This is a genomic window from Micromonospora sp. NPDC005707 (assembly GCF_040631005.1).
In the GTDB taxonomy this organism is placed as follows: domain Bacteria; phylum Actinomycetota; class Actinomycetes; order Mycobacteriales; family Micromonosporaceae; genus Micromonospora.
Genome location: NZ_JBEXYR010000012.1, coordinates 85,644 through 107,979, shown reverse-complemented (window position 1 = coordinate 107,979; position 22,336 = coordinate 85,644). Strand labels below are relative to the sequence as shown.

27 protein-coding genes are annotated in these 22,336 nt (G+C 75.7%); 15 read left to right on the top strand and 12 right to left on the bottom strand.

Annotated elements, in window-relative coordinates; genetic code table 11:
- Window positions 1-11: 11 nt before the first annotated feature.
- A complete protein-coding gene (locus ABZ452_RS23480; protein ID WP_357946595.1) occupies window positions 12-1,478 on the bottom strand; it encodes a hypothetical protein in 1,467 nt (488 codons plus the stop codon).
- A gap of 228 nt (window positions 1,479-1,706) precedes the next feature.
- Between ABZ452_RS23480 and ABZ452_RS23475 the strand changes: the two genes are divergently transcribed.
- Window positions 1,707-3,221 (top strand): von Willebrand factor type A domain-containing protein, encoded by a 1,515-nt coding sequence (locus ABZ452_RS23475; protein WP_357946593.1) that lies wholly within the window; start codon window positions 1,707-1,709, stop codon window positions 3,219-3,221.
- Between the two features lie 45 nt (window positions 3,222-3,266).
- Here ABZ452_RS23475 and ABZ452_RS23470 read toward each other — a convergent pair whose 3' ends face one another.
- On the bottom strand, window positions 3,267-4,085 hold the full coding sequence (locus ABZ452_RS23470) for a TIGR04222 domain-containing membrane protein (RefSeq protein ID WP_357946590.1): 819 nt from the start codon (window positions 4,083-4,085) through the stop codon (window positions 3,267-3,269).
- 54 nt (window positions 4,086-4,139) lie between these two features.
- Entirely contained in the window at window positions 4,140-5,687 is a 1,548-nt protein-coding gene (locus tag ABZ452_RS23465; protein ID WP_357946587.1) for a glycosyltransferase family 39 protein, read from the bottom strand.
- A 97-nt stretch (window positions 5,688-5,784) separates the two neighbouring features.
- On the opposite strand from ABZ452_RS23465, the gene ABZ452_RS23460 reads away from it, so the two are divergent.
- Both ABZ452_RS23460 and ABZ452_RS23455 read left to right on the top strand, forming a co-directional pair.
- Window positions 5,785-6,270 carry a GNAT family N-acetyltransferase gene (locus ABZ452_RS23460; protein WP_357946584.1) on the top strand — a complete coding sequence of 162 codons (486 nt, stop codon included), beginning with the start codon at window positions 5,785-5,787 and terminating at the stop codon, window positions 6,268-6,270.
- A gap of 27 nt (window positions 6,271-6,297) precedes the next feature.
- Window positions 6,298-6,693 carry a cupin domain-containing protein gene (locus ABZ452_RS23455; protein WP_357946581.1) on the top strand — a complete coding sequence of 132 codons (396 nt, stop codon included), beginning with the start codon at window positions 6,298-6,300 and terminating at the stop codon, window positions 6,691-6,693.
- A gap of 10 nt (window positions 6,694-6,703) precedes the next feature.
- Here the strand turns inward: ABZ452_RS23455 and ABZ452_RS23450 are convergent, their stop codons facing one another.
- The gene (locus ABZ452_RS23450; RefSeq protein ID WP_357946578.1) at window positions 6,704-7,939 is read right to left on the bottom strand and encodes an MFS transporter; all 1,236 of its coding nucleotides are present in this window, start codon (window positions 7,937-7,939) and stop codon (window positions 6,704-6,706) included.
- Between the two features lie 68 nt (window positions 7,940-8,007).
- Here ABZ452_RS23450 and ABZ452_RS23445 point away from each other — a divergent pair, with 68 nt between their 5' ends.
- The 4 genes from ABZ452_RS23445 to ABZ452_RS23430 all read left to right on the top strand — a co-directional run bounded on the left by ABZ452_RS23445 (window position 8,008) and on the right by ABZ452_RS23430 (window position 10,308).
- The gene (locus ABZ452_RS23445) at window positions 8,008-8,511 is read left to right on the top strand and encodes a MarR family transcriptional regulator (protein ID WP_357946575.1); all 504 of its coding nucleotides are present in this window, start codon (window positions 8,008-8,010) and stop codon (window positions 8,509-8,511) included.
- A 69-nt stretch (window positions 8,512-8,580) separates the two neighbouring features.
- The gene (locus tag ABZ452_RS23440; RefSeq protein WP_357946572.1) at window positions 8,581-9,147 is read left to right on the top strand and encodes an isochorismatase family protein; all 567 of its coding nucleotides are present in this window, start codon (window positions 8,581-8,583) and stop codon (window positions 9,145-9,147) included.
- Between the two features lie 85 nt (window positions 9,148-9,232).
- Window positions 9,233-9,754, top strand: coding sequence for a DUF2087 domain-containing protein (locus ABZ452_RS23435; protein WP_357946569.1), 522 nt, complete (start codon window positions 9,233-9,235; stop codon window positions 9,752-9,754).
- A 128-nt stretch (window positions 9,755-9,882) separates the two neighbouring features.
- Window positions 9,883-10,308, top strand: a complete 426-nt coding sequence (locus ABZ452_RS23430; protein ID WP_357946567.1) for an Hsp20/alpha crystallin family protein — start codon at window positions 9,883-9,885, stop codon at window positions 10,306-10,308.
- A gap of 50 nt (window positions 10,309-10,358) precedes the next feature.
- Here ABZ452_RS23430 and ABZ452_RS23425 read toward each other — a convergent pair whose 3' ends face one another.
- Window positions 10,359-11,393: a YafY family protein gene (locus ABZ452_RS23425; RefSeq protein ID WP_357946564.1), complete on the bottom strand. Its 1,035-nt coding sequence runs from the start codon at window positions 11,391-11,393 to the stop codon at window positions 10,359-10,361.
- Window positions 11,394-11,591: 198 nt separating this feature from the next.
- Here ABZ452_RS23425 and ABZ452_RS23420 point away from each other — a divergent pair, with 198 nt between their 5' ends.
- Genes ABZ452_RS23420 through ABZ452_RS23405 form a run of 4 tightly spaced genes read left to right on the top strand, consistent with a single transcriptional unit; the run spans window position 11,592 to window position 14,513 of the window.
- Complete coding sequence (locus ABZ452_RS23420) at window positions 11,592-12,584, top strand: tyrosine-type recombinase/integrase (RefSeq protein WP_357946561.1); 993 nt, start codon at window positions 11,592-11,594, stop codon at window positions 12,582-12,584.
- Window positions 12,585-12,625: 41 nt separating this feature from the next.
- Window positions 12,626-13,267: a helix-turn-helix domain-containing protein gene (locus tag ABZ452_RS23415; RefSeq protein ID WP_357946558.1), complete on the top strand. Its 642-nt coding sequence runs from the start codon at window positions 12,626-12,628 to the stop codon at window positions 13,265-13,267.
- A complete protein-coding gene (locus tag ABZ452_RS23410) occupies window positions 13,264-13,638 on the top strand; it encodes a VOC family protein (protein WP_357946555.1) in 375 nt (124 codons plus the stop codon). Before ABZ452_RS23415 ends, ABZ452_RS23410 begins: the two co-directional genes overlap by 4 nt.
- A 29-nt stretch (window positions 13,639-13,667) precedes the next feature.
- Complete coding sequence (locus tag ABZ452_RS23405) at window positions 13,668-14,513, top strand: LLM class flavin-dependent oxidoreductase (protein WP_357946552.1); 846 nt, start codon at window positions 13,668-13,670, stop codon at window positions 14,511-14,513.
- 4 nt (window positions 14,514-14,517) lie between these two features.
- Here the strand turns inward: ABZ452_RS23405 and ABZ452_RS23400 are convergent, their stop codons facing one another.
- Complete coding sequence (locus ABZ452_RS23400; RefSeq protein ID WP_357946550.1) at window positions 14,518-14,919, bottom strand: helix-turn-helix domain-containing protein; 402 nt, start codon at window positions 14,917-14,919, stop codon at window positions 14,518-14,520.
- Window positions 14,920-15,009: 90 nt separating this feature from the next.
- On the opposite strand from ABZ452_RS23400, the gene ABZ452_RS23395 reads away from it, so the two are divergent.
- Window positions 15,010-15,837 carry an NAD(P)H-binding protein gene (locus ABZ452_RS23395; RefSeq protein WP_357946547.1) on the top strand — a complete coding sequence of 276 codons (828 nt, stop codon included), beginning with the start codon at window positions 15,010-15,012 and terminating at the stop codon, window positions 15,835-15,837.
- Window positions 15,838-15,885: 48 nt separating this feature from the next.
- Here the strand turns inward: ABZ452_RS23395 and ABZ452_RS23390 are convergent, their stop codons facing one another.
- Window positions 15,886-16,257, bottom strand: coding sequence for a VOC family protein (locus ABZ452_RS23390; protein WP_357946544.1), 372 nt, complete (start codon window positions 16,255-16,257; stop codon window positions 15,886-15,888).
- A gap of 133 nt (window positions 16,258-16,390) precedes the next feature.
- Here ABZ452_RS23390 and ABZ452_RS23385 point away from each other — a divergent pair, with 133 nt between their 5' ends.
- Window positions 16,391-16,852 carry a hypothetical protein gene (locus ABZ452_RS23385; protein WP_357946542.1) on the top strand — a complete coding sequence of 154 codons (462 nt, stop codon included), beginning with the start codon at window positions 16,391-16,393 and terminating at the stop codon, window positions 16,850-16,852.
- Window positions 16,853-16,868: 16 nt separating this feature from the next.
- Here the strand turns inward: ABZ452_RS23385 and ABZ452_RS23380 are convergent, their stop codons facing one another.
- The 3 genes from ABZ452_RS23380 to ABZ452_RS23370 form a co-directional block, all read right to left on the bottom strand.
- Window positions 16,869-17,492: a thymidine kinase gene (locus tag ABZ452_RS23380; RefSeq protein ID WP_262284294.1), complete on the bottom strand. Its 624-nt coding sequence runs from the start codon at window positions 17,490-17,492 to the stop codon at window positions 16,869-16,871.
- 157 nt (window positions 17,493-17,649) lie between these two features.
- Window positions 17,650-19,041 (bottom strand): MFS transporter, encoded by a 1,392-nt coding sequence (locus ABZ452_RS23375; RefSeq protein WP_357946540.1) that lies wholly within the window; start codon window positions 19,039-19,041, stop codon window positions 17,650-17,652.
- 15 nt (window positions 19,042-19,056) lie between these two features.
- A complete protein-coding gene (locus ABZ452_RS23370; RefSeq protein WP_357946537.1) occupies window positions 19,057-19,824 on the bottom strand; it encodes a glycerophosphodiester phosphodiesterase family protein in 768 nt (255 codons plus the stop codon).
- A gap of 99 nt (window positions 19,825-19,923) precedes the next feature.
- On the opposite strand from ABZ452_RS23370, the gene ABZ452_RS23365 reads away from it, so the two are divergent.
- Together ABZ452_RS23365 and ABZ452_RS23360 are read left to right on the top strand one after the other, a co-directional pair.
- Window positions 19,924-20,376, top strand: a complete 453-nt coding sequence (locus ABZ452_RS23365; RefSeq protein ID WP_357946534.1) for a helix-turn-helix domain-containing protein — start codon at window positions 19,924-19,926, stop codon at window positions 20,374-20,376.
- Window positions 20,369-20,737, top strand: coding sequence for a DUF4180 domain-containing protein (locus ABZ452_RS23360; RefSeq protein WP_357946532.1), 369 nt, complete (start codon window positions 20,369-20,371; stop codon window positions 20,735-20,737). Before ABZ452_RS23365 ends, ABZ452_RS23360 begins: the two co-directional genes overlap by 8 nt.
- A 3-nt stretch (window positions 20,738-20,740) precedes the next feature.
- On the opposite strand, the gene ABZ452_RS23355 is transcribed toward ABZ452_RS23360, so the two are convergent.
- Both ABZ452_RS23355 and ABZ452_RS23350 read right to left on the bottom strand, forming a co-directional pair.
- Window positions 20,741-21,583: an SDR family NAD(P)-dependent oxidoreductase gene (locus ABZ452_RS23355; protein WP_357946530.1), complete on the bottom strand. Its 843-nt coding sequence runs from the start codon at window positions 21,581-21,583 to the stop codon at window positions 20,741-20,743.
- 88 nt (window positions 21,584-21,671) lie between these two features.
- Window positions 21,672-22,322, bottom strand: a complete 651-nt coding sequence (locus tag ABZ452_RS23350) for an NAD(P)H-dependent oxidoreductase (protein ID WP_357946527.1) — start codon at window positions 22,320-22,322, stop codon at window positions 21,672-21,674.
- Window positions 22,323-22,336: the final 14 nt, after the last annotated feature.

Genomic DNA, 22,336 nt, shown 5'->3' with positions numbered 1-22,336 from the left:
AAGGAAACCTGTCAGGCCCGTGCGCCGCCCAGCCCCAGCAGCACGGCCAGGCCGAGCGCGCTGCGCGGTGCGTACGGGACCCGCCACAGGCCGCCGTGCGCCGCCGCGTACGCCTCGTCCCGCCACGGGTGGTCCTGGGCCGGCCCGCCGCCGGTGCGCAGGTCGTGCACGAGCAGCGCGGCCATGAGGGTGTTGCTGGTGGCCGGCTCGAACACCTCGATGCCGAACCGGTGCGCCCCCGCGTACGCGGCCGCGAGAGCGCGGTTGCGCAGCACCGAGCGGGTCCGGGTGGGCGGGGCCACGGTGAACGACACGGTGGCGCCCGCGTCCCGGGCCACGGCCGCCCGCCAGCGTTGCAGCCGCTTGGCCAGCGCGTAGTTCGGCCCCTGCTGCGGCACCAGGCTGTCGTTGACGCCGGGATCCGCGCCGGGCGGGTAGTTGCGGTGCAGCAGCCGGCCGCCGGAGAGCAGCCGCAGCGACCGTCGCGCCAGGCCGCGGGCGGCGTACCCGCGTTCGGCGTGGGCCACGGCCTCGGCGGGCACGGCGTACACGTCGGTGGGGGTGGCCAGGAAGGCCAGCGCGGTGTCCGGGCGACGGCGCCCCAGGTGGACGGTGAGCGCGTCGACCGCGGTGGCGACCCGGACGTTGGTCGCGCCGTCGGCGTACACGTAGTTGCCGAGCACGAGCCGGCCGTCCAGGCCGTCGAGCCAGCGGGCCGCCTGCGGCAGGCGGTGCAGCAGGTCGGCGCCGGCGCCTTCGGCGAGGGCGGCGTCGCCGTCGCCGGTGCCGGGCCGCACCGGGAGGCGCAGCCGGCCGCCGTGCCGGTGGACGGTGCGCAGCAGGCGGCGCCAGATCTCCGGGCGGGGCAGGTCGACCGCGACCACGTCGCCGCCCCAGCGCAGCACCGCCGGCAGCGGGCCCATCTCGGCGCCCGCGCCGAGCACCACGATCCGCTGGTCGCGCAGGTCCAGCCAGTCCGGGTTGGCCTGCACCGCGAGGACGGCCTCGGCGCAGCTCGGCTCGATCACACCCGCGTCCACCCAGGCGTCGAGGCGGCGGCGCAGGTCGTCGCCGCGCAGGCGCTGCCCGCGGTACGGCACGGACAGCTCGCGCTCCACCGGCCCGGCGCCGGTGACCGTGGCGGTCTCCAGCGGCGGCTCACCGTCGGGCAGCCCGAACGCCTCGTCCAGCGCGACCTCACCGCCGTCGGCGGGGACGTAGCGCATCCGGGTGTGCAGGCCGGCGAGCCCGTCCCGGGCGACGGTGAGCGCGGCCTCGCGGGAGAGCAGGCCGGCCTCGACGAGCCGGCGGAAGTGGCCGAGGTAGCCGTGCCGCCAGTCGGTCTCGTGCTCGGCGGAGCGGGCGCCGACCGGGTCCACCGCGCGCAGGGCGTCGGCGACCACCGCCCGCCCCAGCGCGGTCGTGCTGCGCCGGCCGTCGCCGGTCGCGGGGAACACCACCCCGGTCGGGCCGTCCACGGCTCACCTCCTGCTCGTACCGGCCGCCGCCGGCCGTGGGCCCACTCTGCCGCATCCACCGGGCCGCCGCCCGCCGAGGGGCCGCCCGCCGGGGCCGCTCAGGTCACGGCCCGCGCACGGATCGGTCACGACGGTCGCGCTTGGGTATCGGCTCGATCACGGCGGGATCGGCGGGTCGTGGCCCTGCGTCGATGACCACGACCCGTACCCCATTCCCGCGGAGGAGCCATGGTCCACATCAGACGGTCGGTGCTGCTGCTGGCGGCGTTGGCCACCACCGTGACGGTCGGCGCCTGCACCGCCGACGGCGGCGATCAGCGCAGCGGCACGGCCCACGGGCCGGCCCGTGGGCAGCAGAGCGACGCGGCCGGCGGGCCGGCCCGCCCGGACGCCGCCGCCCCCTGGTCCGGCGACGGGACCCGGGCCTCCGACGACCCGCTGTCCACCTTCGCCGTCGACGTCGACACCGCCTCGTACGGCTACGCCCGCCGGCTGATCATGGATGGCCGGCTGCCGGAGCGCGGCGCGGTGCGGCCGGAGGAGTTCGTCAACTCGTTCCGCCAGGACTACCCGCAGCCCGCCGGCGACGGCTTCGCGGTGCACGTCGACGGGGCCCGCCTGCCGGAGACCCACGAGGCCGGCGGCGACGAGCGGCTGCTGCGGGTCGGCCTGCAGACCCGCGCCGAGGACGGGGAACGCCGCCCCGACGCGGCGCTCACCTTCGTCATCGACGTCTCCGGGTCGATGGGCGAGCCGGGCCGGCTCGACCTGGTGCGCGACGCCCTGCACACGCTGGTGGACCAGCTGCGCCCCACCGACTCCATCGCGGTGGTCGAGTTCAGTAACAAGGCCCGGGTGGTGCGGGAGATGACGCCGGTCGCCGACGCGCGGCCGCTGCACGCGGCGATCGACTCGCTGCACACCCGGGACAGCACCAACCTGGAGGCCGGCCTGGTGCTCGGCTACCGGGTGGCCCGCGACGGCTTCCGCCCCGGCCGGACGAACCGGGTGATCGTGCTCTCCGACGGGCTGGCCAACGTCGGCAGCACCGACGCGGAACCGATCCTGCGGCGGGTGCGCGCCGAGGCGGAGAAGCAGATCGCACTGCTCGGCGTGGGCGTGGGCAGCGACTACGGCGACACGTTGATGGAGCAGCTCGCCGACCGGGGCGACGGCTTCGCCGTCTACGTCAGCGAGCGGGAACAGGCCCGCGAGGTGTTCGTGCGGCAGTTGCCGGCGACGCTGAGCGTGCGGGCGCTGGACGCCAAGGTGCAGGTGACCTTCGCGCCGCAGGCGGTGCGCTCCTACCGGCTGGTCGGCTACGACAACCGGGCCTTGGCCGACGAGGACTTCCGCGACGACCGGGTCGACGGTGGCGAGGTCGGCCCCGGGCACAGCGTCACCGCGCTGTACGCGGTCCGGCTCGCCGAGGGCGCGTCCCCGTCGGACCGGATCGCCCAGGTGCAGGTGCGCTGGACCGACCCGGCCGACCGGACGCCGGCCGAGACGTACGGGTCGGTCACCGTCGCCGATGTGCAGGGGAGCTTCACGGCGGCGTCGCCGTGGTTGCGGGCCTGCTACGCGGCGGCCTGGTTCGCCGAGACGCTGCGGGGTGACCGCTCCGACGGGCCGGTCCGGTTGACCGACCTGGCCACCATCGCGGACGGGGCGGCCGCCGCCACCGAGGACCCCGAGGTGCGGGACCTGGCGCGGGTGATCCGCTCCGCCGACGAGCTGCGCTGAGCCGAGGGGGCCGGCGCCGGGCAGGGGAGGCGCCGGCCCGTCCGGTCAGCGGCGGGCGGGTTTGGGCTCCGGGGTGGGGCGGTTGCGTTCCGGGTCGACCCCGACCTGCACGGCGAAGCCCGGGTCCACGGCGAGCAGCGGGCGCGGCCCGAACAGCGCCATCGCGGTCAGCAGCTGGTCGGCGCCCCGGTCGCGCCAGGTCGGCCGCCGCTGCGGGTCCAGCTCGGCGTGCTCCCGGCGCTGGCGCCGCAGCAGCCGGCGGGCGGCGGCGCCGGTCTCCGGCACCTCGCACAGCCACCAGCCGCTCAGCGCGGTGGCCAGGCAGCACAGCAGCAGGCCCGCCACGGAGGCCGGCCCGCCCGCGTTCCGCCCCTCGACGGCGCTCTCCACCAGCCGGGTCACCCCGACGGCGGCGACCGCGAACAGCGGCAGGGTGCCCAGCGCGATGCGTCGCCGCTGCGCCGGGGTGAGCAGCCAGCCGTCCCGGACGAGCCGGCCGACCAGCCGGCGCAGCGCGCGGCCGACGCCGGGGTCGGCCAGCACGGCGGCCCAGGTCTGCGGCCGGCGCAGCGCGCCGTGCAGGGCGCGGACCAGCGCGGGCGACCGGGGCGGCGGCGGGCCGTCCACCGACAGGGTGGCCAGCTCGCCGAGGCGTACGACGCCGGCGCGGTGCAGCGCGGCCACGCCCACCTGGCAGGCCAGCAGGGCACGGTCGGTGAGGTAGGCCAGCTCGACGGCGTCCGGGACGGCGCCGCGGGCCCGCCGGCCGGTCAGCTCCCGCGCCGCCAGGGCGACGGCGAGGGCCACGGCGACCGCCCCCAGGTAGTCGAGGAGGAAGAGCGGTCCGCTGACACCCCAGAGCATGGCGACAAGTATGGCCCGGCCCCACCGGCCGCCCGGCGGCCGTGCCCCCGCCGCTCAGGAGGCGTGGCTCACCTCACTGTCCCAGATCTGTGACCAGGGCCGGCGCAGGCCGCGGCAGACGAAGATCGGCTCGCCGTTCTCGTCGTTGTCCACGTCGACGCGCTGGTCGATCCGGCCGGCCTCGGTGACCTCGGTGAACCAGGCGCGCAGCCGGTCGGGGCGCTCCCAGCCGACGGCGATCACCACGTCGGCGTCGTCGGCCGGGCGGCCGAACCCGGCCATGCTGTTGTGCCCGGAGTAGGCCCGGGGCAGGCCGCGGGCCGGGCCGTAGCGGGCCAGGGCGCCGGCCTCGCCGTAGTTGCCGGTGAGCACGACCGCCCGGGCGCGCTCCTCGGGTGGCAGGCCCCGGTGCACGGCGGCGACGGAGTCGACGAACGCCGGCCAGCCGATGGTCTCGCCCGCGTCGTAGTTGACGTCGACCACGAAGCCGGGCAGCCGGTCGGCGGGCAGGGTGGGCAGCAGGAGGACCGCGCTGCTGGCGACCATCAGGGCGGCGGCGGTGGCAAGCAGCGCCTGGCGGGCCCGGGCCGCGCCGCGCCGCGCCCAGCCGGCGGTCACGACCGCGCCGGCCGCGGTGAGCACGAGCAGCAGCGGGGCGTCGTAGTAGCCCTTGCCGCCGGCGAGCACCACGATCGCGAAGACCACGAGCCAGGCCCAGCCGATCGCCCGGTACGCCGCCCAGCCGGGCCGGCGCAGCAGCGCGACGAGGCCGGCGATCCACACCGGGGTGGCGAACGGGCTGATGATGAGCACCTGGAGGACGACCGCGTCGAGCCGGCCGCTGTAGGAGCTGTCGCCGTCGGCGATCGACGAGGCCACCGAGAGCTGGGGGAAGCCGTGCGCGGCCTGCCAGGCGAGATCGGGCACGGCGAGCAGGACGGCGACGCCGGCGCCGGTCAGCACCCACCGGTCGCGCAGCAGCCGGCGCGGCCCGGCGATCAGCACTCCGGCCAGCAGGCCGACGCCGAGCAGCGCGGGCAGCAGCTTGTTGAGCATGCCCAGGCCGAGCGCCAGGCCGATGCCGAGCGCCCAGCGGCTGTCGCCGGTGCGCAGCATCCGCACCGCGCACCAGGCGGCGGCGAGCCAGACCAGCAGGTCGACGGTGGTGGTGCTGAGCAGGTGACCGGGGGCCAGCACGATCCCGGACGCGGCGGCGAGCACGGCGGCTGCCAGCTGGGTGCGGCGATCCGCGCCGAACCCGCGGGCGATCGCCGCGACCAGCACCACGGAGGCGCCGGCGATCAGCGCCGACGGGGTGCGCAGCAGCACCAGGTTGCCGGGCGCGACGGTGTCGGCCAGCCGGGCGAGCACGGGCACGAGCGGGCCCTGGTCGACGTAGCCCCAGTCGAGGTGCCGGCCGCAGAGCAGGAAGTAGAGCTCGTCGCGGTGGTAGCCGTAGCGGCCGGCGAGCAGCAGCAGCACGGCGGTGACGGCCCCGCCGACCAGCCACGGCGCGGCGGTGCGCGGGCCGGGTGGCGGGGTGGTCGGCGCGTCGGGCGCCCCGGCGTCGGGGCGGTCGAGGTCGGTGACGGGTTCGGCCACCCGTCCATGATGGTCCCGACCCGCCTCCTCGCGCTGCCCCGCGACGGCGGACGGAAATCGGTACCCGGCCGGCGACCGCCCGGCTAGCGTGCCCGGGATGCGCATCCGGGAGTACGCCGAAGGTGACTGGGACCAGGTCTGGCCGATCGTCGAGGACGTCATCGTCGCCCAGGAGACGTTCCCCTACGACCCGACGTGGCCGGCCGAGGTGGCGCGCGAGGTGTGGGTGGAACGGCCGCCGGGCCGCACGGTGGTCGCCGCGGAGGACGGTGCGGTGCTCGGCACCGCCAAGATGGGCGCCAACCGGTCGGGGCCGGGCGCGCACGTGGCCACGGCCAGCTTCATGGTGGCCGCCACCGCCCGGGGCCGCGGGGTCGGCCGGGCCCTGTGCGAGCACGCCCTGGACTGGGCCCGGCGGCAGGGCTTCGCCGCGATGCAGTTCAACGCGGTGGTGGAGACCAACACGGCCGCCGTCGAGCTGTACCGGCGGCTCGGCTTCACGGTGGTCGGCACCGTGCCCGAGTCGTTCGCGCACCCCACGCTCGGGCGGGTGGGGCTGCACGTCATGCACCGTCCCCTGTGAGCGGCGGCGCTGCGCGAGGATGGACCGATGAATCCTGAGCCGACCGAGCTGGCGGCCGCCCTGGCGCGCTTCGACCAGCTGTGGAGTCCGCGCATCGTCACCACCGTCAACGACTACGACGTCCGGATCGCCAAGGTGGCCGGCGAGCACGTCTGGCACGCCCACGACCACACCGACGAGTTCTTCCTGGTCCTCGACGGTGAGCTGCGCATCGCCCTGCGCGACGGCGCGGACGGCGCGGAACGTGAGGTGGTGCTGCCGCGCGGCGCGGTGTTCGTGGTGCCGCGCGGGGTGGAGCACCGGCCGTCCGCGCCGGACGGCGCGTCGATCCTGATGTTCGAGCCGTCCGGCACGTCCAGTGTCGGCGAGCGGCACGACGAGGTGCCCGGGCACGTGGACGCCACCACCGGGCACCGGCTCTGACCACTCCGCCTCAGCGTCCGGCCGGCGCGGGCTCCGCGGCGGCCGGCGGGGTCGGTGCCGGCCAGCCCAGCCGGCGTACGCCGGGGACGGCGGCCGTCCCGACGCAGGCGACCAGGACCAGCGCCCCGGCCACCGTGAGGGGGACCGGGGCGCCCCAGGCCCCGGCGGCGAGCGGGGCGAGGGTGTACCCGAGCGGCATGGCGCCCAGCGACATGAGCCAGTCGTACGAGGTGACCCGGGCGAGCACCTCGGGCGGGAACTGGCCCTGCACGACGGTCTCCCAGACCGGGTTGAGGAAGCCGAGGGCGATCAGCGCGAGGCAGTAGGCGGTCACGGTCACCGGGGCGGGCGCGGCGGCGGCGAGCAGCAGCAACGGCGCCGCGTACGCGGCGAGGGCCAGGTTGCCCAGCAGCACCGGCCGGCGGGGGCGGGCCCGGGCGGCGAGCAGCGACCCGGCGAGCAGGCCGATCGCGCCGGCCTGCTGGAGCAGCACCCACACGCCCTCGCCGCCGAGGCGGTCCACGGCGACGACCGGGCCCAGGGTGAGCAGCACCGCGGCGGCGCCGTTCCACACGCCGTGGGCGAGCAGGCTGCTCCAGTACCAGTCGCGGGCGCGGACCTCGCGCCAGCCGAACACCAGGTCGGCGCGGAGCGACCGGTGCGGGACGGGCACGTGCCGCACCCGGATGACGGCCAGCAGCCCGGCGCTCACCGCGAACGAGGCGGCGTCGAGCACGAACGCCCACCCCGGTCCGACGGTCCAGACCAGCAGCCCGGCCAGGGCGGGGCCGGCCAGCCGGCTGGCGCTGCCGGTGGCGCCCATCAGCGCGTTGGCCCGCTGCCGGCCGTCGGCACCGACGGTGCCGGCGACCAGCGGGGACGAGGTCGGCATGGCGAACGCCGAGGCCGCGCCGCCGACGGCGGAGGCCATCGCGAGGTGGGCCAGGGTGGGGGCGCCGCCCAGCAGTTCGATGCCGACGACCAGCTGTGCGACGCAGCGCACCAGGTCGGTGCCGAGGGCGACGCGGCGGGCGTCGAAGCGGTCGGCGACCACCCCACCGAGGGGGAGCAGCAGCAGTCGCGGCACCATCGCGCAGCCGAGCACCACGGCCAGGGCGGTGGTCGAGCCGGTGGCCCGGAGGACGGCCAGGGCCAGCGCGGTGGGCACCACGGCGTCCCCGATCGCGGAGACGGTGCGGCCGAGGAAGAGCAGTCGGAAGGCGCGGAGCCGGAGAGGATGCGTCACTTCCGCAGACTACTTCGACGTCGAATATTTCGACAACGAATATTTCGCCGTCGGCGTACCGTTGTCGGGTGACCGACCGCGACCCCGTCGACCAGCACATCGAACGCTGGCTGCCCGTGGTGCCCGACCTGGACCCCGACGTGGAGGGGGCGGTCGTGCGGATGATGCTGCTCGGCCGGCATCTGCGCGAGGTGAAGGACCGGGTGCTGGCCGAGCTGGACCTCCAGGAGAAGGAGTACGGCACCCTGCACGCCCTCGCCGGCCGGGGCGGCCGGGCCGCGCCCTCGGAGATCGCCGGTGACCTGCGGATGGCGCCCGCCTCGATCACCGCGCGGGTGGACGCGCTGGTCCGCCGGGGCTTCGTCCGGCGGATCCCGTCCGAGGTGGACCGCCGCCGCATCGACGTGGAGCTCACCGACGCCGGCCGGGCCACCTGGCGGCGCGCCATCGGGGTGGTCGGCGACGAGGAGCTCCGGGTGTTCGGCGCACTGGCCCCGGACGAGCGACGGGTCCTGTCCGACCTGCTCCGCCGGGTCACCCTGGCGGCCGGGCCGCCGCCGGGCCGGATCTGACCGGCCGGAATGTCGGTGGGCGGGGCTAGGTTGGTCACCGACCAGCCAACGCCCGTCCAGGGAGGCGCCATGAGCACGCTCGTCGACCGACCGCACACCGCCCTGCTCGTCATCGACGTGCAGAACGGCGTCGTGCGGCACGCGCACGACCGGGACCGGGTGGTCGGCAACATCGGCGCCCTCGTCGAGCGGGCCCGCGCGGCCGGCGTCGAGGTGGTCTGGGTGCAGCACCGCAGCGAGGAGCTGCCCACCGGCAGCGAGCAGTGGCAGTACGTGCCCGAGCTGGCGCGCCGCGACAGCGAGCCGCTGGTGCACAAGGCCTGGGGCGACTCCTTCGAGGAGACCGACCTGGAGTCGGTCCTCGCCACGCGCGGCGTCGGCCGGCTGGTCGTGACCGGCGCGCAGACCGACGCGTGCATCCGCTCGACGCTGCACGGCGCGATCACCCGCGGCTACGACGCGACGCTGGTGGCCGACGCCCACACCACGGAGGACCTCTCCGCCTACGGCGCCCCGCCGCCGGAGCAGGTCATCGCCCACACCAACCTCTACTGGCGCTTCCACTCGGCGCCGGGCCGGACCGCCGGCACGGTGGACACCGCCGACGTCGACTTCGCCGCGCCGGTCCCCGCCTGAGCCGAGCCGCCGGCGGGTGACGCGTGTCCGGCGGTCGGCGGAAAATCCGTCGCCGCCCGAGGGCGGGCGCTGGCAGGCTGCGGTCATGAGTGCACAGGCCCTCGCGGGGGCGCTCGCCGATGAGCGCCGCCGCGCCGTGTTCGCCGCGATCGTGCTCGGCGCCGGAGACCTCCCCGCCGTCGCGTCCCGCACGGGGCTGTCCGCCCGGGACGCCGCCACCGCGGTCCGCCGGCTCACCGATGTGGGCGTGCTGACCGACGACGGGGCCGGGCTGCGGGTCGACGGCGAGCGGCTGCGGGACTTCGCCCGCGACGGCGGCCCGCCGTCGCCGGCACCGGCCGCGAACCCCCGCGAGACGATCCTGCGCACGTTTCTGCGGGACGGCACGCTGACCCGGCTGCCGGCCCAGCGCGGGCGCCGCCGGGTGCTGCTGGAGCACATCACGGATCGCTCGTTCGAGCCGGGCGTGCGCTATCCGGAACGGGCCGTCGACGACGCGCTGCGGCGGTGGTGCGAGGGCGGCGAGGCCGACCACGTGTCGCTGCGCCGCTACCTCATCGACGACCTGCTGCTCACCCGCGAGCACGGCGTCTACTGGCGACCCTGACCCCGGGGACGCCACCGCCGGCGTGAGTTGACGACGCCGCCCTGTCGCGCTAAAACAGAAATCGAGAACTTGAGTCGCCCAGACTCAACTTGACAACCTTCGGCCAGGAGAACCGAGGAGGCACGGCCATGTTGATGCGTACCGACCCGTTCCGCGAGATCGACCGGCTCACCGAGCAGTTCTTCGGCACCACGGCCCGGCCGGCGGTCATGCACCTGGACGCCTACCGCGACGGCGACTACTTCTACGCCGCCTTCGACCTGCCGGGCGTCGACCCGGACAGCATCGACTGCACGGTGGAGCGCAACGTGCTGACCGTCCGCGCCGAGCGGCGCCGAGCCGGCGGCGACACCGTCGAGCTGGTGGCGGCCGAGCGGCCGATGGGCACCTTCACCCGTCAGCTCTTCCTCGGCGACACCCTCGACACCGACAAGCTGGAGGCCGGCTACGAGAACGGGGTGCTCACCCTGCGCATCCCGATCTCCGAGCGGGCCAAGCCGCGCCGGATCGCGGTCACCGCGGCGGGCAACGGCCGCCGCGAGATCAGCGCCTGACAGGGAGTTGCCCGATCAGACGCGCCGGGGGAGAGGGACGCCCGAGGCCGTCACGGGACCGTGGGAGCGGGGGTGGCCGGGGAACCGGCCGCCCCCGCCGGCGTCTCCGGGGCCGCCGGGTAGAGCCGGGCCAGGGCGTGCGCCGTGGCGGTGAGGCGGTCCCGCAGCTCGGGCGGCTCCAGCACCTCCACGTCCGCGCCGAGTTTCAGCAGCTCGGTGTGGGCGTGCCGCACCGACTCGATCGGCACGGTGGTCTCCAGCCAGCCGTCGGGGCCCGGTTCGCCGGCCGCCGCGCGGGCCGCCCGGCTCATCTCCGGCGGAAACACGTACGGCATGAACTCCAGCGCGGCCACGGTCAGCCGGATCCGGGCCCGGTCGCGGTAGACGTCCCGCTCGTAGCGCTCGGTCCACTCCCGCCAGTAGTCGGCCAGGTCGAAGTCGGCGGGCCGCTCGTAGCGCTCGTCGCAGATCGCCACGTCGAGGACCGCGCCGACCCGGTAGGTGCGCAGCTGCTCGTCGCAGCGGGCCACCAGATACCACCGGCCCGCCTTGAGCACCACGCCCAGCGGGGCGACCACCCGGGTCACCTCGCGCGGCGCGCGCCAGCGCCGGTAGCGCATCTCCACCAGCCGGTCCTCCCACACGGCCCGGGCCAGCGCGGCCAGGTGCGGCGTGGGTTCGGGGTGCCGGAACCAGCCGGGCGCGTCCAGGTGGAACCGCTGCCGGGCCCGGCCGCCCCGGTCGGCCAGCTCGTCGGGGAGCGCGGCGAGGACCTTCAGCTCGGCGGCCGCCACCACCGGCCCGAGGCCGAGGTCGGCGGCCGGACCGGGCATGCCGGCCAGGAACAGCGCCTCGGCCTCCGGCGCGGTGAGCCCGGTCAGGCGGGTGCGGTAGCCCTCCAGCAGCCGGTAGCCGCCGGCCGGCCCGCGGTCGGCGTACACGGGGACGCCGGCCGCGCCGAGCGATTCGACGTCGCGATAGACGGTCCGGACCGACACCTCCAGGGCGTCGGCGAGCTCCTGGGCGGTCATCCGGCCCCGGGTCTGCAGAAGCAGCAGCAGGGAGACCAGGCGGCTGGCACGCACGTCGTGACGGTATCCCGCGCCGGAGAAGCCGCGGCGGCCCGGCCCGGCGGCCCCGGCCCGGCGGCCCGGTCGTGTCGGCCCGCCGGCCGGGCAGAAGCCGACCGGGCACCGGCGAGGACGCGGCCGGCTGGTGGCGGCGGAAGATCGCTCGGGCGCGCCTCGTCGCGAATCGCCCGGACGGCTGAGAGCCTTTCTCACATGCTGCGTCCCGAGGTGCTGCCCCGCGGGTCGGTGCCCGCCGCCCTGGGCGAGGGTCCGACCGATTTCACCGAGGCGTGGCTGCGCAACCGGCGGCTGTCCGAGCACACCCGCGACGCGTACCGGCGGGACGTCACCGGCTGGCTGAGCTGGTGCGCCGGCCGGGGCCTCGACCCGCTGCGGGCCAGCTTCCTCGACGTCAACGCCTACGGGCGCGAGCTGGAGTCCACGCCGGGCGGGCGGGGCGGCCGCCCGCTCACCCCGGCCACCGTGGCCCGCCGCCTGTCCGCCCTGTCGAGCTGGTACGACTTCCTGGTCAAGCTGCGCGCGCTGGAGGCCAACCCGGTCGCCGCCGCGGACCGTCCCCGGGTCGACCGGGACCACTCGGCCACGATCGGGCTCACCCCCGACGAGGTCGACGCGCTGCTCGCCGCCGCCGACGCGGACACGGGTCCGACGGCCGCGCGCAACCGGGCGGCCATCGTCCTGCTGGCCGACCTGGGGCTGCGGGTCGGCGAGCTGGTCTCGCTGGACCTCGCCGACCTGGGCGCCGAGCGCGGGCACCGCAGCGTCCGGTTCGTCGGCAAGGGCGGCAAGGTACGCCGGCGGGCGCTGACCCCCGGCACCGCGTACGCCATCGACGCGTACCTGGCCGCGCGGGCCGCCACCGAGGGGGTGACCGTGCCGGAGCTGACCGGTCCACTGCTGGTCACGGCGACCGGGGGGCGGCTGGACCGGCACGCGGTGTTCCGGCTGGTGCGCCGGCTCGCCCAGGCCGCCGGGATCCCCGCCTGGGCGAAGCTGTCCCCGCACTCGCTGCGGCACGCGTTCGCCACGACGGCCCGCTCCGAGGGGGTGCCGCTGGAGGACGTGCAGGACGCCATGGGGCACGCCGACCCGCGGACCACCCGTCGTTATGACCGGGACCGGCACAACCTGGACCGTGACCCGGCGTACGCGATCTGGGCCGCCCGCGCCCGCCGGCGCGGATAGCCCCTTGACGGAGTGAGTACTCACTCCGCAAGCTGGTCGGCGTGACCGATCCACAGCCACCGCGACGCCGGGCACCCGGCATGAGCCCCGACCAGCGCCGGGCGATGATCGTGCGGGCGGCGCTGCCCCTGCTCGCCACCCACGGGGCCGCGGTCACCACCGCCCAGGTGGCCCGCGCCGCCGGCATCGGCGAGGCGACCGTGTTCCGCGCCTTCCCCGACAAGGACGCCCTGCTCGACGCCGCCGTCGCCGAGGCGCTGCGCCCCGACACCGTGCTCGCCGAGCTGGCCGCGATCCCGCTGGACCGGCCGCTGGCCGACCGGCTCACCGCCGCCGCCACGGCGCTGCTGGCCCACCTGGACCGGCTCGGCGCGGTAATCGCCGTCGCCCACACCGCCGGCCGCCCCGGCCGGGCCCGGCGAACCGCGACCGGGAACCACCCTCCGCGCGACGGCGCCGCACGCCACGAGGCGGCGACCGCCACCCGGGCGGCGGTCGCCGCCCTGTTCGCGCCGGAAGGGGATCGGCTGCGACTGCCGGCCGACCGGCTGGCCGCCCTGTTCCTCGCCGTCCTGCTGCCCGGCCGCCCACCACTGGCGGCCGACCGGCCGACCCCGCCCGAGCTGGTCGACCTGTTCCTGCACGGCGCGCTCGCGTTGGCCGCCCCGGAGGAGAGCCGATGACCGTCACCCTCAACCACACCATCGTCCCGGCCCGCGACCATCACGCCGCCGCCCGGTTCTTCGCCGACGTGATGGGCCTGCCGGTGCTGCCGCCCGCGGGCCGGCACGGCCACTTCGCCCCGGTCCGGGTCAACGACCAGCTCACCCTGGACTTCATGAGCGTGCCCGCGCCGGAGGGGCACCACCTGGCCTTCGACGTCGACCCGGCCACCTTCGACGCGATCCTGGCCCGGCTGCGCGCCACCGGCGTGCCGTACGGCAGCGAGCCGGGGGCGCCGGACAACGGCCGCACCGACCATCCCCTGTGCGCCCGGGGGCTGTTCTTCCGCGACGAGGCGGGCAACCTCTTCGAGGTGATGTCCCCCGCCTGACCGTCGTACCCCGGCCGTAGGGTGCCGGGATGCGGCACGGGCTGGAGATCTCCTGCGGTGGCGCCTCGGTGACGGTGTCCGACCTGGTCGCGCTCGGCGAGCTGGCCGAGCGGGCCGGCTGGGACGGCGTGTTCCTGGAGGACTACCTCATCCACCACGCCGGGGACGACCCGCCGACCTGGGATCCCTGGCTGGTGCTGGCGGCGATGGCCGGCCGCACCGACCGGGTCCGGCTGGGCACCACCGTGACCGCGCTGCCCCGGCGCCGCCCGGCCAAGCTGGCCCGCGAGGTGCTCACCCTCGACCACCTCTCCGGGGGCCGGGCCGGGGTCGCGGTGGGCGTCGGTGACCCGGCCGACCGCGGGCTCGCCGCGTTCGGCGAGCCGACCGACGTGAAGACCCGCGCCGCGATGCTCGACGAGGGCCTCGACCTGCTGGTGGGGCTGCTCGGCGGCGAGCGGGTCACGCACCGGGGCACCCACTACCGGGCCGAGGCGGTGGCCCTGCGGCCCGCGCCGGTGCAGTCGCCCCGGGTGCCCGTCTGGGTCGGCGGCAGCGCGCAGGCCGGGGCCGTGCTGCGGAGGGCCGCCCGCGCGGACGGCATCGTGCCCTACAAGCTGACCGACACGGCCGGCTGGTCCGACTTCACCGCGGACGAGGTGGGGGACCTGGTCGCCGCGCTGCCGGCGGTCCGCGCCGACGGGCAGCGGTTCGACGTGGCGATCGGCGGCCGGCGGCGGCGACCCGACGAGCGGGCCGAGCGGGCCTACCTGGCGGAGCTGGCGGCGGCCGGCGCGACCTGGTGGCTGGAGTACGTGCCGGCCGGCGACCCGGCCGAGATGCGTGCGGCGGTCGCCCGGGGCCCGCTGCGGTGACCGGTCAGCGCCCGCGCGGCGGCCGCTGGCGGGCGTCGTAGTCCTGGCGGGCCTGCTCGACGCGGTCGAGGTGGCCGGCGGACCACTGCGCCAGGTGGGCGAAGAGCGGGGCCAGGCTGCGGCCCAGCTCGGTGATCTCGTATTCGACCCGGGGCGGGACCTCGGCGTGGTAGGTGCGCAGCACCAGGCCGTCGCGTTCGAGCTGCCGCAGCCGCTGGGTGAGCACCTTCGGGGTGATGGTGACCAGACGGCGTTCCAGCTCGACGAAGCGCTGTCGGCCGTACTCGTGCAGGGCCCAGAGGATCGGCGTGGTCCAGCGGCTGAACACGAGATCGACCACCGGGGCGATCGGGCACGCCAGTTCCGGGTCGCCGCCCGTGCGGGCCTGCCAGGTGGTGCTGCTCACATTCCCTCCCGACGCCGTTACTTTCCTCTAGGTACCTACTATACGCAGGCGATTAGCGTGCTCACATCGCACATTCGAGAGGGGCACATCATGATCGTGGTTACCGGAGCGACGGGGAACGTGGGACGGCCGTTGGTGCGGGCGCTGGCCGCAGCGGGTGAGTCTGTGACGGCCGTGTCCCGGCGGGTCTCGGCGGCGGACCTGCCGTCCGGCGTCCGGGCGGTCCGCGCCGAGCTGGCCGACCCGGCCGGGCTGAAGGCGGCGTTCGACGGCGCTGAGGCACTGTTCCTGCTGTTCACCGGCGAGCAGTTGGCCGGCGGCGCGGACCCGGGCGCCATCCTCGACACCGCGCGGCAGGCCGGCGTACGCCGGGTGGTCCTGCTGTCCTCACAGGGCGTGGCGACGAAGCGCCATCCACCGGGTCAGGAGGAGGCGGTCCGCGCGTCCGGGCTGGAGTGGACGGTGCTGCGGCCGGGCGGCTTCCACTCCAACGCCCTGGCCTGGGCGCCCGGGGTACGCGCCGGGCGGGTGGTGCACGCGCCGTTCGGCGACGTGGCGCTGCCGAGCGTCGACCCGGCCGACATCGCCGAGGTGGCGGCGCTCGCGCTGCGCGACGGGCGCCACGCCGGCGGCACGTACGAGCTGACCGGCCCGGCGGCGGTCTCGCCGCGGGAGCGGGTGGCGGCGCTCGCGGCGGCGCTCGGCGAGCCGGTCCGGTTCGTCGAGCAGACCCCGCAGCAGGCGCGGGAGCAGATGCTGGCGTTCATGCCGGAGCCGGTGGTGGCGGCAACCCTGAGCATCCTGGGCGCGCCGTCGCCGGCCGAGCAGCGGGTCAGTCCGGACGTCGCGCGCCTGCTCGGCCGTGCGCCGCGCGGCTTCGCCGACTGGGCGGCGCGGCACGTCGCCGACTTCCGCTGACCGGCCCGCCGGCCCGCCGGGCAACCCCCGGCGGGCCGGCGGCGGTGCTCAGCCCTGCGGCCGGGGGCAGAGGCAGAACGGCTGGCCGATCGGGTCGAGCAGCACGGTCCACCGCTCGCCGCCCGGCTGGAAGTCCGGGCGCGTCGCGCCGGCCGCCACGAGGTCCTTCTCGGCGAGCGTCACGTCGTCGACGTAGAGGTCGAGGTGGTAGCGCTTGCCGCCGGTCTCGTCCGGCCAGGCCGGCGGCGCGTATCCGGGCACCAGGCCGAAGCCGATCGAGGTCCCGTCCTTACTGATCATGGCGTATTCGGCCTGGCTGTGGGTGACCTCCCAGCCGAGGGCACGGGAGTAGAACGCGGCGTGGGCGGCCGGGTCGGAGCTGTCGAGGTTGACCATGGCGAGGTCGGCGTGCGCTGTCATGTCCGGCAGTCTGCCGAAGGTACCTGCCACCTGCTGTCAGGTTCATCCGGCGGATCACTGCGGGCGGCCGTCGGCCCCCCGGGCGGCCACAACTTCCTGCGGACCGGCCCGCCAGTCTTTACCGTCGGTGGTGATGGGCAGGGAACGGGCGGGGAGCCGGCCGGCCCGGCGCCGCCGCCGGCCGGTACGCGCCGGTGCGCTGGTCGCCGTCCTCGGGCTGGGCACCTGCCTGGTCGGGGTGGCCGGGCTCGGTGTCTGGAACGTGCAGGTGGTGCTGCAGGCCAACGGCCCGGTGCGGGACACCGCCGACGCGTTCTTCCGCCAGGTCGCCGCCGGGGAGACCGACCAGGCGTACGACAAGCTGTGCCGGCAGGCGCGCGGGAAGTGGAGCCAGGTCGGCTTCGGCAGTTGGGTGCGCACCCCGCCGCAGGTCAGCGGCTACGAGATCGTCGACGTGGCGGTGCAGACCCGGGGCGGCCGGCCGCGCGGCACGGTGACGGTGCGGCTGACCCGCGACGGCGGCGGCAGCGAGGAGCGGGAACTGCCGATCGTGCAGGAGGACGGGAAGTGGCGGGTCTGCGGCGACCCGTTCTGACCCCGGCGGACCAGCCTCAGGCGCGCGGGCCGAGGTCGCCGGAGCGGTAGTGGCGCCGGCAGAGCACCTGGTAGCGCACGTCGGCGGTGTCCACGGTGTCGCCGATGACGACCTGCTCGCCCTCGCGCACCACCCGGCCCTCGACGACGCGGGCGTTGAGCCGCCCTTCGCGGCCGCACCAGCAGAGCACCTCGACCTGGATGCGGGCCACCTCGTCGGCGAGTTCGAACAGCCGCTGGGCGGCGGGGAACAGGCAGGAGCGGAAGTCGGTGGCCAGGCCGAAGGCGTACACGTCGACGTCGAAGTTGTCGACCAGGTCGGCCATCTGCTCGATGTGGGCCAGGTCGTAGAAGGAGGCCTCGTCGCAGATGAGGTAGTCGACACGTACCCCCTCGGCCCAGGCGTCGCGGACCAGGTCGCGCAGGTCCAGTTCGTCGGTGACCTCGACGGCGGAGTGGGCCAGCCCGATGCGGGTGGTGACCTGCGGGCCGAGCGAGCGGTCGATGCGGGTGGTCACGAGACCGCGGCGGCCCTGCCGGGCGTGGTTGTAGTTCATCTGCAGGGCCATCGTGGACTTGCCGCAGTCCATCGGCCCCCAGAAGAACTTCAGCGCGGCGGCGTGCAGCGGCCGGCCGTTCACGGCGCGGGCGGCGGCGCAGCCGCCGGCACGGTCGTCGCCGGGGCCCGGAAGCGGGAGGGCCAGGCAGATCGGGGCGGCAGCGGCGTCGTCGGTCACGTCGGGGCAGCCTAGCCCATCGACGCGGAAGGATCTTGCCCGCGCGGACCGCGGGCGAGCGTCACAACACCCGGGGCGGGGTGTTGCCGGCGGCGACGATGGCCCGGCGGATCGGCACGGCGGCCAGCAGCGCGAACCCGACCACGAAGAAGATCAGCAGGGAGACCAGGCCCACCCGGTAGGAGGAGGTCAGCTGGAACACCAGGCCGAAGGCGAGCGGCCCGAGCCAGCTGGTGCCCTTGTCGCTGATCTCATAGAAGCCGTAGTACTCGCCCTCCTTGCCGGTGGGGATGAGCTGGCTGAACAGCGACCGGCTCAGCGCCTGGCTGCCGCCCAGCACCAAGCCGATGCACCCGCCCAGCACCATGAACGGCACCGGCGCCTCGGCGGGCAGCCGGAACGCGGCGATGATCACCCCGGTCCACAGCACCAGGGACAGCAGCACGGTCTTCCAGGCGCCGATGCGCCGCGCGAGGGCGCCGAGGGCGAGCGCGCCGCCGAAGGCGAGGAACTGCACCAGCAGGATCGTCACGATCAGGGTGCTCTGTTCCAGCTTCAGTTCCTCGGTGCCGTACTGGCTGGCCAGGGTGATGACGGTCTGGATGCCGTCGTTGAAGACCAGGAAGGCGAGCAGGAAGAACAGCGTCAACGGGTAGGCCTTGATCTCCCGCAGGGTGCGGCCGAGCTGCCGGAACCCGTCGGTGAGCACGTTGCCGCCGCCGTGCAGCGCCGCGGCGGTGGGGTGTTCGCGCAGCCAGCGCAGCGGCAGCAGGGTGAACGCCGCCCACCAGACGCCGGCCGAGACGATCGACCAGCGGGCCAGGTCGAGGGTGCGCTGCGGGTTGCCCTCCTCGCTGAGCAGGGTGACCGCGACCAGGTTGAGCGCGAGCAGCAGCCCGCCGCCGAGGTAGCCGATGGCCCAACCCCGGCTGGAGATGGCGTCCCGGTCGTCGGGGCCGCCGAGCTGCGGCAGGAACGAGTTGTAGACCACCACGGCGGCGCCGAAGGAGATGTTGGCGACCAGGAACAGCGCCCCGCCGAGCAGGTAGCGGTCGCCGGTGACGAAGGCGAACCCGATGGTCGCGGCGGCGCCGGTGAACGCGGCGAGGGCGAGCAGCCGCTTCTTGTGCGCGGACCGGTCGGCGATCGCGCCGACCACCGGCAGCACGAACACGGTGAGGAACACCGACAGCGAGATCAGGTACGGGTAGAAGGAGCCCGCGGCGACCCGGATGCCCAGCGGGTGCACGGCCCCGTCGCAGCTGTCGGCGCCCAGCTCGCAGCCCGCGGCCAGCTCGGTGACGGTGGTGAGGAACGGGCCGAGGAAGACCGTGATCACCGTGGTCTGGAAGGCGGAGTTCGCCCAGTCGTAGAAGTACCAGCCGGTGCGCTCGCGGCGGGTGCTGCCCGGGTGGGCGGGTTCGGCGACGGCGGGGGCAACCGTATCGGCCATCGGGGTCCTCGAGGTTCAGGCGGCCCAGTGGCCGCGGCTGCGGTAGACGTCGCGCAGCACGCCGACGTGATCGGTCATGATGCCATCCACACCAAGATCAAGTAAGTCGTGCATTTCGGCGGGTTCGTCGATCGTCCAGACGTGCACCTGCAACCCGAGCCGGTGGCAGTAGTCGAGGAACCGCCGGTCGACCACGGGCAGGCGCCCGTACCGGACGGGGACCTGGGCGGCGACCACCGACGGGGGCAGCCGCATCGGCCGCCCGTGCAGGGAGGCCATCCGCAGCCGGGCCACCCCGCGCATCCCGAGGCTGGTGGCGACCTTCGACCCGGCCAGGGCGCGCAGCCGGGCCAGCCGGGCGTCGCTGAACGAGGCGAGCAGCACCCGGTCGCCGGCCCCGGTGCGGGCCACCGTGTCGACGGTCGGCACGACACCACCGTCGGCCTTGACGTCGACGTTGAAGCGGACCTCAGGCCAGGCGCCGAGGACCTCGTCGAGGCGGGGCACCACGGCGGCGCCGCCGACGCGCACCGAGGCCAGGTCGGCCCAGCGCAGGTCCGCGATGCGGCCGGATTCGCCGGTGACCCGGCGCAGGGTGGCGTCGTGGAAGATCACCGGCACCCCGTCGGCGGTGGCGTGCACGTCGGTCTCCACGTAGCGGTAGCCCAGGGCGATGGCGCGGGCGAACGCGGCGGCGGTGTTCTCGTCACCCTCGGCCGCGCCGCCACGGTGGGCGAAGGCCAGTGGGGCGGGGGCGTCGAGATAGCCGTGACGGGGCTGCACGCCGGAAGTATGCCGCGCGCGGGTGGCGTCCGGGTGACCGGCCGGCGTCGCGGCAACGAACTTCCCTATCACTCCCTTACCGCGCTAGCATGGGGAACGATGGGTAATGACATGTACTCGGTGGAGCAGGTGGCGGACCTGCTCGGGCTGCACGTGCGCACCGTGCGCGGCTACATCCGCGACGGCCGGCTGCGCGCGGTGCGGATCGGCAAGCAGTACCGGATCGCCCGCGCCGACCTGGACGCGCTGACCGGCCGGCCCGCCCCGGCGCACGGCCCGCCCGCCCTGGAGGTGTCGAGCATCGTGCAGGTCGACGGCCTGGACCGGGCCGCGGCCGACCGCCTGGCCACGCTGGTCCTGGCCGGCGTCAACACCCACCACGACCCCGCGCGCCCGCTGCGCGTGCAGACCGTCCACGACGAGGAACGCCACCGCATGAAGATCGTGATCCTGGGCGACGCCGCCGCCACCGCCGACCTGCTGCACCTGGTCGACGCCGTGCTGGCGGGAGACAACGACCTGCTCACCCGGACGGAGACCGGCGATGCCTGACGTGCTGGAGGACCGGGCCGGCGTGCCCGTGCTGGTCTGCGACCCGGCCGGCCCGCCGGTGGCCACCACCGAGGCGGCGCTCGACCTGATCGGCGCGGCCTTCGCCGGCGCCGAGGTGGTCGCGGTGCCCGCCGCCCGCCTCGACCCGAGCTTCTTCACCCTGGGCAGCCGCTTCGCCGGCGAGATCATGCAGAAGTTCGTCAACTACCGGCTGCGGCTGGTCGTCGTCGGCGACATCTCCGCGCACCTGGCCGCCAGCAGCGCGCTGCGGGCCCTGGTGGCCGAGTCCAACCGGCACGACCACATCTGGTTCGTGCCCGACCTGGCCGCGCTGGACGCCCGGCTGGGCGCCACCGGCTGAGCCTCAGCGCACCCACCCGGCGGTCAGCGCGGTCACCCCGAGCCCGTCGGGGTCGGCCAGCTTCACACCGACGAACTGCCGGGCGGCGGGGGAGGTCTGCACCCGGGGCGCGGGCTCCGGGTCGATCAGCGTCGCCACCACCGCCGCGGCCGCGTCCGCGGCTGACTGGGCGGCGGCGAACGAGGCGGCGCTGCGATCCAGGTACGCGCGCAGCGCCGGCCCGTACACCCCGGCGGCGGCGACCGCGGCCTCGGCGTCCAGGCCCACGTTGGCGACGAACTCGCTGGCCACGGCGCCCGGCTCGATGACGGTGACGCTGACCCCGAGGGTCGCGGCGACCGGGGCGAGGCTCTCCATGAAGCCCTCGACGGCGAACTTCGCCGCGCAGTACGCCTCGTTGAACGGCTGCCCGACCACCCCGCCGACGCTGGTCACGGTGATCAGCCGTCCCCGGGTGGCGCGCAGGTGCGGCAGGGCGGCCCGGGTGACGTGCAGGACGCCGAAGAAGTTGACCTCCATGACGGCCCGGACGGCGTCGACGGTCTCCCGTTCCAGGGTGCCGACGTGCCCGGCGCCGGCGTTGTTGACCACCGCGTCGAGCCGGCCGTGCCGGGCGACCACCTCGGCCACGCAGGCGGCAGCCGCGGCCTGGTCGACGACGTCGAGCCGGCGTACCTCCAGGAGGTCGCCGACCCCGGCGGCGTCGGCGGCGGCGCGCAGCCGGTCGGCGCGGGCGGGGTCGCGCAGGGTGGCGACGGTGCGCCAGCCGGCGCGGGCCGCGCCCACGGCGGTCTCCAGGCCGATGCCGGTGGACGTGCCGGTGATCAGGACCGTCGGTGCGCTCATCCCCGCCTCCGCCGTCGGCTGCCGCGTTCCGCTCGCAGGGTCGCACCGGGCGGCGGGTCGGCGCAGCGGAACGCCCGACGTGAGCGCGTCAGCCCGGCTGCCGGCTCGGGCTGACCCCGGCTTCGCGGGTCTGCGGCGGCGGGTACGGCTGCTCGGCCAGCAGCCGCGCCAGGTGCGCGCTGTTGAGCGCCAACGCCGAGGTGGTACGGCCGGTGGTGTCCGGTTTGGGGCGGGCGTCGATGTAGTCGGTCTTGTGCAGCGCCTCACCGACCCAGTAGGTGGCTCCGGCGGCGGGGCAGGTGAAGCCGACCTCGTTGAGCGCCTGCTGCACCTGGCCGATGGTGTGGTGCGCGCCGTCCTCGTTACCGACCACGGCGACGCCGGCCACCTTGCCGTACGTGCTCAGCCGGCCCTCGGCGTCGGTCTCGGACAGCTCGGCGTCCAGCCGTTCCAGGACCATCTTGCACACCGCCGACGGCTGGCCCAGCCAGATCGGGGTGGCGATCACCAGGATCTGCGCGGCGAGGAGCTTCGCGCGGATGGCGGGCCACCCGTCCCCGTGACCCTCGTCGGTGGAGACGCCGAAGCGCACGGAGTGGTCGACGACCCGGACCAGCTCCCCGGAGACCCCCTGGCCGGCGAGCGCGTCGAGCACCTCCTGACCGAGCGCCTCAGAGCTGGACGGCGCGGGGGACGGCTTCAGCGTGCAGTTGAGCACCAGAGCCCGGATGGACGCCACGGTCGTTTCCTCTC